This is a genomic window from Nostoc sp. CHAB 5715 (genome assembly GCF_020829685.1).
GTDB lineage: Bacteria > Cyanobacteriota > Cyanobacteriia > Cyanobacteriales > Nostocaceae > Nostoc.
Map to the genome: position 1 here is coordinate 1 of NZ_JAIVFR010000240.1, position 8,342 is coordinate 8,342.

7 protein-coding genes and 1 tRNA gene are annotated in these 8,342 nt (G+C 41.4%); 6 read left to right on the top strand and 2 right to left on the bottom strand.

All coding sequences use genetic code 11. The annotated features are described in order from the left end of the window. Positions 1-121 precede the first annotated feature (121 nt). Entirely contained in the window at positions 122-409 is a 288-nt protein-coding gene (locus tag LC574_RS14990) for a hypothetical protein (protein WP_229454259.1), read from the top strand. Between the two features lie 315 nt (positions 410-724). Then, positions 725-1,864, top strand: coding sequence for a glutamate--cysteine ligase (gshA, locus tag LC574_RS14995; protein ID WP_229454260.1), 1,140 nt, complete (start codon positions 725-727; stop codon positions 1,862-1,864). Between the two features lies 1 nt (position 1,865). Here gshA and LC574_RS15000 read toward each other — a convergent pair whose 3' ends face one another. Beyond that, a complete protein-coding gene (locus LC574_RS15000) occupies positions 1,866-2,012 on the bottom strand; it encodes a histidine kinase (RefSeq protein ID WP_229454261.1) in 147 nt (48 codons plus the stop codon). 255 nt (positions 2,013-2,267) lie between these two features. Here LC574_RS15000 and LC574_RS15005 point away from each other — a divergent pair, with 255 nt between their 5' ends. The 4 genes from LC574_RS15005 (at position 2,268) to LC574_RS15020 (ending at position 7,321) form a co-directional block, all read left to right on the top strand. Further along, on the top strand, positions 2,268-2,729 hold the full coding sequence (locus tag LC574_RS15005; protein ID WP_229454262.1) for a tRNA (cytidine(34)-2'-O)-methyltransferase: 462 nt from the start codon (positions 2,268-2,270) through the stop codon (positions 2,727-2,729). Positions 2,730-3,521: 792 nt separating this feature from the next. Then, positions 3,522-5,825, top strand: coding sequence for a peptidoglycan DD-metalloendopeptidase family protein (locus LC574_RS15010; protein WP_229454263.1), 2,304 nt, complete (start codon positions 3,522-3,524; stop codon positions 5,823-5,825). A 165-nt stretch (positions 5,826-5,990) separates the two neighbouring features. Continuing rightward, positions 5,991-6,064: transfer RNA gene (locus LC574_RS15015), tRNA-Met, on the top strand. Between the two features lie 123 nt (positions 6,065-6,187). Beyond that, a complete protein-coding gene (locus LC574_RS15020; protein WP_229454264.1) occupies positions 6,188-7,321 on the top strand; it encodes a tyrosine-type recombinase/integrase in 1,134 nt (377 codons plus the stop codon). 466 nt (positions 7,322-7,787) lie between these two features. Here LC574_RS15020 and LC574_RS15025 read toward each other — a convergent pair. Beyond that, positions 7,788-8,342 (bottom strand): hypothetical protein (locus LC574_RS15025; RefSeq protein WP_229454265.1); only part of this gene is annotated, 555 nt, incomplete at its 5' end.

Sequence of the window (8,342 nt, forward strand, 5' to 3'; positions counted from 1 at the left end):
TCCGCAAGTAAAATGAGCTTTTACTTTCTCAATTGCCTGAATGTTTTCTCATTTGAGTAATTCACGCATTCATTTTGGTATATCATTGAGCCGAAAGAAAAGCGATCGCACACCATAGTATGTGCCTGTATGGTTAAATGTGGCACTTCAGGGGTTAAGGTCGAAGAATATACAAGCTGATTCAGCAATTTTTAAAACGGCACTTTCGTTGCTGAATCAAGTTTCTATTGAAGAGGCTTTTGTCGAGTCATTGCAGCAGGGATGGCGTAAAGTTATAGGCGCGATCGCAATTAACAATCCCGAAACTGCTTTAAACTTACTTAGTGATGAAGTATGGGCGAATTTTCTCCGTCTCAATATTGTTCAAGAGACTGATTCACCCAATGATTTTGTTCTGTACCGCCCTTAACCTAGATTAATATATTTTACGGCTTATGTGAGTTGGAGTCTGGAAAGGCGTAAATACGTTAACATGGCTAAACATCTTGGCTAAACCATAGCCTGAAACCCTTGCTATAGCTTGGGCGTTTTTAATTCACATAAGGCGTATTTTTCCTACTTCAAGAGGAATAACTTTTGGGAGGACAGCCAATAAATCCGTCGTCCTGATTTGGTTATGAATTATCAATAAAATGATTCTTAACCTTTGATTGACTTAAAGATAGATCCAGAGATTCGTCTTATTCGATACAATTTATAGGCAGAGAGAGCCGAGGAGAACAAGGTGGTTTTATTAAAAGGCTTTGAGATTGAGATGTACACTGGCACGCCTCAAGGTGAAATCGTCGGTCTCTCCGACAAAATTGTTGCGGATTTGGATGGATTTATGCGGGAGCCAGATAGCCGCAACGTGGAATATATAACTCAACCATCCCATAATTACGAAAATTTATTGTGTGCTTTGCTGCGTCCGAGGCGGGTGTTGCGAAACTACCTGAATCGTTTGGGCAATTATACCCTGATACCGGGGAGTACTTTATCTTTGAGTGGGAGCGATCGCTTTCTCCGTTCCGATCCAGCAAACCCCTATCATGACTACATTGAGAGTACCTACGGGACAAAAGTAGTCACCGCCAGCGTACACATCAATGTAGGCATCAGTGACCCAGAAGTATTAATGCGGGCGTGTCGGGTGATCCGTATGGAAGCACCCTTATTTCTCGCCCTCAGTGCCTCATCTCCCTTCCTGGATGGCAAAGCTACTGGCTATCACTCCACCCGTTGGGGCGTATTTCCGCAAACGCCTAGCTATGTACCGTTATTTGCCAGCCACGCCGATCATATTCAGTGGGTGGAAGATCAACTCCTTGCTGGAACCATGCAAAACGTGCGGCATTTGTGGGCATCAGTGCGACCAAATGGCGATCGCCGTCCATACAATCTAAATCGCCTAGAATTGCGAATTTGCGATTTAGTCACAGATCCCATTGCCTTGCTAGCCATTACAGCCTTATTAGAAGCGCGTTTGTTGCAAATAATCGAAAATCCCAGCATCGATCCATTAACCCAAAGTACCTTCTCTCCTGAAGAACTCGTCACCCTGACTGCTGACAACGAAGCTGCTGCTGCTGCTGGTAGTCTTGATGCTAATTTGAGGCATTGGCAAGATGGCAGAAGTATCCTAGCCAGAGATTGGATTTCTGAAATGTACCAAGATGTTTGGGCGATCGCTAAACAACAAGGCTTTAGCTGTTTCCTTTCCCCTTTGCACAAAATCCTCCGCGAAGGCAATGAAGCTCAACAGTGGTTGCAATTACACGCAGTCGGTTTTGACAGCCAGCGCGTCATCACCCAGGCTATTGTCGCCACCCAAGAACGCGAAATCGAACTCGAAGACAAATTGTGTTCGTCCCTACTGGCTTAACTCAAGGGGCATTGGGCATTGGGCATTGGGCATTGGGCATTGGGCACTTGTACTGAGCGAAGTCGAAGTATTGGGCATGGGTTATTCCCCTTGTCTCCTCATCTCCCTCATCCCCCTCATCCCCCACTCCCCACTCCCCACTCCCCACTCCCCTCTTCAGACAAATGGTAGATTTTTTTGGAGACACAAGCCCTTTCTATTTCCACATAAAACTTAATATTTGCTGATTTTAACCAAACATCCTCTCAGACATTGTTCTGGGAGGGTTTGCGCTTCGTTTTAAAAATCTAATTAATGGAGGATATTTGATTATTATTAATAAAACCTATGAATCGCCTCTACCCTTTGGTAGATTTAACATTGACAAGAAATTTTTTTATACAATACGTAGATTATACGGTCAATGCCCCAGGTAGTTTTAGTTAACCCACAAATTCCTCCTAATACAGGTAATATTGCTCGTACTTGTGCAGCTACGGGTACAGAGTTGCATTTAGTGGGGCCTTTGGGATTTGAAATTAGCGATCGCTACCTCAAAAGAGCAGGATTGGATTACTGGCCTTACGTCAAGCTGCACTATCACGAATCGCTAGAAGCCTTTAAAACCGTACATCAGCAGCGTGGAGGCAGATGCTTATGTTTTACTGTCAGTGGAAATTTTAATTACGTCAGCTTTCAGTTTCAACCAGATGATTGGCTCCTGTTTGGTAGTGAAACTACGGGCTTACCACCAGCAATTTTGTCAGATTGCGATGCTACTCTGTATATTCCCATGAGCCAACCGGGGGTTCGCAGCTTGAATCTCTCAGTGAGTGTGGCAATTAGCTTATTTGAAACCCGTCGTCAGTTAGGCTATTTACAATAGTTGTTTAGCTTCGTGACCACAAGTAAATATACTTATAAAATTCCTAAATATCTATTGGACGAACGATTTATGGCAGTAAAAATTTTCTTGATTACTTCAATAATATGTAAAACAAGATACCTAAAATTAGTTTTTTTCGGAAATTGTAGTGGAAGATACTTACAAGGATAGTAAGGTTATTATAAGAAATTTGTATATAAAACTTGGGATATTGCCAAATTTGAATGATAGATTTTGATGAATCTGAAACATCCTAAATTGGGGAACAAAAGGGGTAAACCCCAGTCACATTAAACATTTGAGCGATTTTAGTTCGATCAACGCTAGAAAGCAGCCCCAAAGTAGCCGATAGATCATACGGTTGTTTTTTAGGGAATAATCAACGTAAAGTCTCGTGTTGAGAAGACTGATTGGGTAGAAATATCTTGAAGATATCTACAGTGGGGGGCATCACTTTTACAGAAGTCGCAGCAATTTAATTCTCGGCAACGACTATGGACTTGGCAAATAGTTTGTCCAGTCCCCGCGATTGACGCAAGACAAGCGCGGACAATGGTAAAAAGTAAAACGTCCTAAGTGGTGTGAGGAGTGGTTCGGACAAGTAAACACAGCAAAATTTAAGTTTTGCTAATACGTGTGAGCTTGTTTAAATCAGAGAAGCAGGTTAATCTTGCGTAAACATCTCTGGTGAATGTGATCTTGATCTATCATTCGTTGTGATCTAAATCATTAACTAGTATCCAACTGAAAAATCGAGGTCAGTTAAGCGCTAGTGATCATAGGAGGTCGTCTTTGAAACGAGCATTGAAAAAAAGAGTAAAAGCTGTGTTGAACAATAACCCCAGCAGCGATGATGCCCCGGTAGAACTGCTAAATGTGACAAATCCAAAAGTTGTTAACCGCCGGGTGCGGACAAAAGCCGCCATGATTGGCTTGGCAATCTCTATGGGAGCAACCAGCCTTTTGGTGACTCGACAAAGCGATCAAGCCCAAGCAGCAGTGCCTGTAGGTAGCCAAAAGGCAACTTCAACGATTCCTGCTGTTCCTGACACTGAGGTGAAATTCGCCTCCACAAAGCTGGAGTCCCAAGCAATCTCATCAGCGAGCGTGCCGGAAAATCCTGTTATCGTGGAACCAACGGCAGTCTCACAAGTGCCTGGGCTTGAAGCTAAATGGCAAGTCGCGGCAAAGGGAATGTCTTTGCAAGTTCCTGCATCAGAAAGGTTTTCCCAAGGAACAGCAGTTTATAAAAATTCTACCTACCTGAAGCCCCAAGTGGCACAGGGATTAAACAATACCTTAGCTGAAACTAGTTTCCCAACAGTCAATAATCTGTCTGAGTCTAGTGCTGATGATGTTGGTATTGGAAATGCACCACTAACTGCCCAGCCACAAACAGTAGCAACGTCAACCGCAGCCAACAGTGAAATAAATGCACAACTTAAGGCGCAACAACAGTTCGCACTGAATCGCTTACAAGAAAAATCGAACCGTTTAAGAAATAGTCTGGCACAGTTCCGGTCTGGGGAAACCAAAGATTTATCACAAGCTGATATGGGGTTGGCGCAACCGACAACTGTAGTTGAGACGACTGTATTAGCCCAGTCGGACGCTTCTGGCGATGCAAGCAAAGCGAACTTGATATCGAAGTTAAAACAGAAGACACAGACGAAGGCACTGACACCAGCTACACCAACAGTTATTGCGTCTTCGACTCGAACAGCCTACGAAGTTAAGCCTGGAGATACACTAGCAGCGATCGCCAGCAGATATAACACTTCCGTATCAGAACTAGTCAAGGCAAATAACCTCAATAATCCAAATGAACTGAAAATTAGTCAACAACTAATTATTCCTGCTGTTCAAATTGAGGCAAGTGTAGCAAGTAACCCCACTGTAGCGAGTACTACTTTTGTAGAGTCCAGCAAAACTCCAAAAGTAGCCAACTCCCCTATAAATATTGGTAGTGCCAACTCATATCTACCTACTTCACAATCACCAACTATTGCCGACAACAGTAAAATTACCGTCCCTACATCGGTAACTGTTCAGATTCAGGCAAATAGTGCGACCGACTTAGAGACAGCCCCCACTCCTGTTACTTCTTCTGGGGTCGGTGGTAACATTCCAATGCCAACAGCTTTTGCCGAAATGCAACAGCCTAAAGCACCAACAAATAGGGTAGCAAGAGGCAACAATAACAATAATGGCCGTTTGCGGGGCTTACAAGCCGAAATTCAGAGGTTACAGCAGAAATATCGTGCTCAACAGTCTGGTAACTTAGTTGTGTCAGCAGCAGCTACCGAAACTAATAATGCTGCGACGCTCACTCCTATTTCTACCCCCAATAATTTCACTGTACCTAATGCTGCTCAACCGAATAGTGTAGCGATCCAAATTCCAGTTCCTACACCGATTCGGAGTAACTATAGCGTTCAGCCAATTAAACCTCAATTCCGTACTCCTGTACGCCCTAGCGAGGCAGTAAATCCAGAGTTCTTGCCTAATCTAGGTTCTGCTAGTCAGTGGACTCCCTCTGGCACTCCATCTCCGGTAAAGGTTGCAACGCCTTCTGGAAGAGTAAATGCTTCTGACTCCTTAGGAATGATGCAAGGAAGGACAGTTACTCCACAGGTAATACCACCTTTGGCAGCAGTTGATCAATATCTGCCCAGACCCATTGACGAACTAACGCCTCCTCCATCTACTTCAACCTTAGCTTACACCTGGCCAGCAAAGGGCACTCTCACTTCTGGCTTTGGTATGCGTTGGGGAAGACCGCACAAAGGAATTGATATTGCTAACTCCACTGGCACGCCAGTTGTCGCCTCAGCTGAGGGGACGATAGAAAAAGCTGGTTGGAACAAAGGTGGTTACGGCAACCTTGTCGAAATCCGCCATCCTGATGGCAGCACGACTCGCTATGCTCATAACAGCAAAATTCTGGTGCAACCTGGTCAGCAGGTGCATCAAGGAGAAACAATTGCTTTAATGGGTAGCACTGGTCACAGTACTGGCCCACATACCCACTTTGAAATTCATCCATCAGGTAAGGGTGCTGTTAACCCAATAGCTATGTTACCGGAACGCGTCTAATTCCTAGCTGTCTATAACCAAACTATTGCCTTGGTAGTTGAGGGAGGTAAACTCCCTCTTTTGCTTTCTATTGCTTCAACAGGGATGAAAGCTGTAAGAAATTTGCAAAAATCCTAGTCTTGAGCAAATTTGTATGCTATAGTAGTAGATGATTTGAAGATATATGGCTCAGTAGCTCAGTTGGTTAGAGCACGGGACTCATAAGCCTGGGGTCGTTGGTTCAACTCCGACCTGAGCCACTTTAAAAGTTAATCTATATAAGGGTTTCAGCTTCTAGTTATTAGTAGTACTAGAGAGCTGAATTTGTGTATGAGGCTCTTTTGACTATGAAATGACTATGCTTATTCAACAGAGTGATAGTCATGAAAGTTGGAATTGAAGCCTTGGAAGGTCGTTTAAGATTAAGATTTCCTAGAGTTTTATTCAATGGTAATCAGAAATACTTATCTTTGAATTTAGCTGACACTGCTGAAAATAGAGTGGTTGTTGAAATCAAAGCACGTCAAGCTGAGTTAGACATACTAGCTGGGCATTTTGATTCCACACTAGCTAAATACAAAATCCAAGCTAATATACTCAAGACAGCCAGCAAAGAGCGAACGTATAGCTTAATGGAGCTATGGGAGAAATATGTTGAGTTCAGAAGTGATCAAGTAGAAGAATCAACTATTCTCCGTGACTATTCATTAATCAGCAAGCGCATCAAAGCATTACCTACTACTGAGATAACTGAAGCAATCATTATACGTGATTACTTACTAAGTATTTATTCTGCTGAAACAGCCAAACGTACTTTAAAACAATTTAGTGCTTGCTGTAAGTGGGCGGTTCTATCCAAACTAATAAAAGACAATACCTTCAAAGACTTAGTTGGCGGTATAAAGACTAAAAGAAAAGATGGTACTATACTCACTTTTAACAGAGAGGAAATAAATACTATTATTGATGCTTTTGATAGTAACAAGTATTGTCCAAAATATTCACCATTACCTCATTACTATTATGCTAATTATGTTAGGCTTCTATTTCTTACTGGGTGTAGACCTGAAGAAGCTGTAGCCTTGAAATGGAAACATATTACTCCTACACATATTACTTTTGCAGAAGCTGTACCTTCTGATGTCAGAATTAGGAAAGATACAAAAACTCATCAAATTAGATTATTCCCTATCAATAATCAATTGAGAGAGATTTTGAATAATATTGGGTATGGGGAAGCTGAGAAATTACTATTTTGTAACCGCAATGGTAGAGAGTTAAATACTCATAATTTTCTAAATAGAATGTGGAAACCTATATTAACTAATTTAGTCAATGATAAGTTGATTAGATATTATTTACCTCAATATAACTGTCGTCACACTTTTATCACCCTATGTTTGGAGGTAGGTATTAGTGTTAAACAAGTTGCTGACATGGTGGGTAATTCTCCTGAAGTAATTTATAAGCACTATTCAGGAGTAATCAAACAACTTGAAGTCCCAGAAATATTTTAAAAATAGATTAATGGTGAAATACTATTACATTCAGACAATATCTTCTCAACCTCTTTAAACATCCCCCAAGCAGAAATTAACTTTGATACAACTTGCGCTCTCTTCTTCTGAATTTCATCAGTCATAATCCACACCTGGTTAAGTACCTAACCACCATATAGCATCCTATACCTTAGCTTGGTGATTCAAGTCACTATGATGCGATCGCTCTACTAATGATTAATATATGGTAATGAAGGGGGTTTCATTCTGGGAGCATAGAGATTATAGAGTTTACTATAAACCAAGGTTATAGAAAACATTAACTATAACTAATGTTAAATGTAACCCAGGCTTACTGTAAATCAAGTATAAGTTAGCTTGAGTTACTCATAACTATGCTTTCTATAACTCAAGTAGTGGCCAACCTTTTTTATCTTCTTCTTTAACAGAAAGGGTTGGCCAGCACTCAACTAACCTTATACTGCTAGAATGGCAAACCTACCAGCTCTCCTTTTTTAGCAAAGTTCTCTTCCTTAGCTTTCAGAATCTTATTCATCATCTCAACTGAACTTAAGTCAAGATAGTATTTTCTAACTCTAATCTTCTCATCCACATCTACATCTGGATAAACACCACCACACCAGCTATTAACTAAGACATCCCCTTTCCTTACACTCACTCTTTTATCTATAGTGGCCAACCCTAAAGTATTCAGGACTGCTTGAATAAACTGGAATGGTTTGTCTTCTACATCCTTAGGAACTGATACCCCTAGCAATTCCTTAAACTCAACAGCATTACGAGTAAACCATTTATGATTGGATGAATGTGGGTATCCCTCTTTCTCAAAGCAGAAAGCTTTTAGTTCTTCACCCTTTAATGAACCCTCATAGTTAACTACTCTTAAGAACTCTCTAATTAAGTTAACTGTTTTAAATCTATACTTACGGTCAGAAGGAGCCTTCAATAAATCCTTCTCATCTTGGAGAGCCAAATCTTCTAAACTTCTGGTTAACCAACCTTGTAATCTAACTGCCTT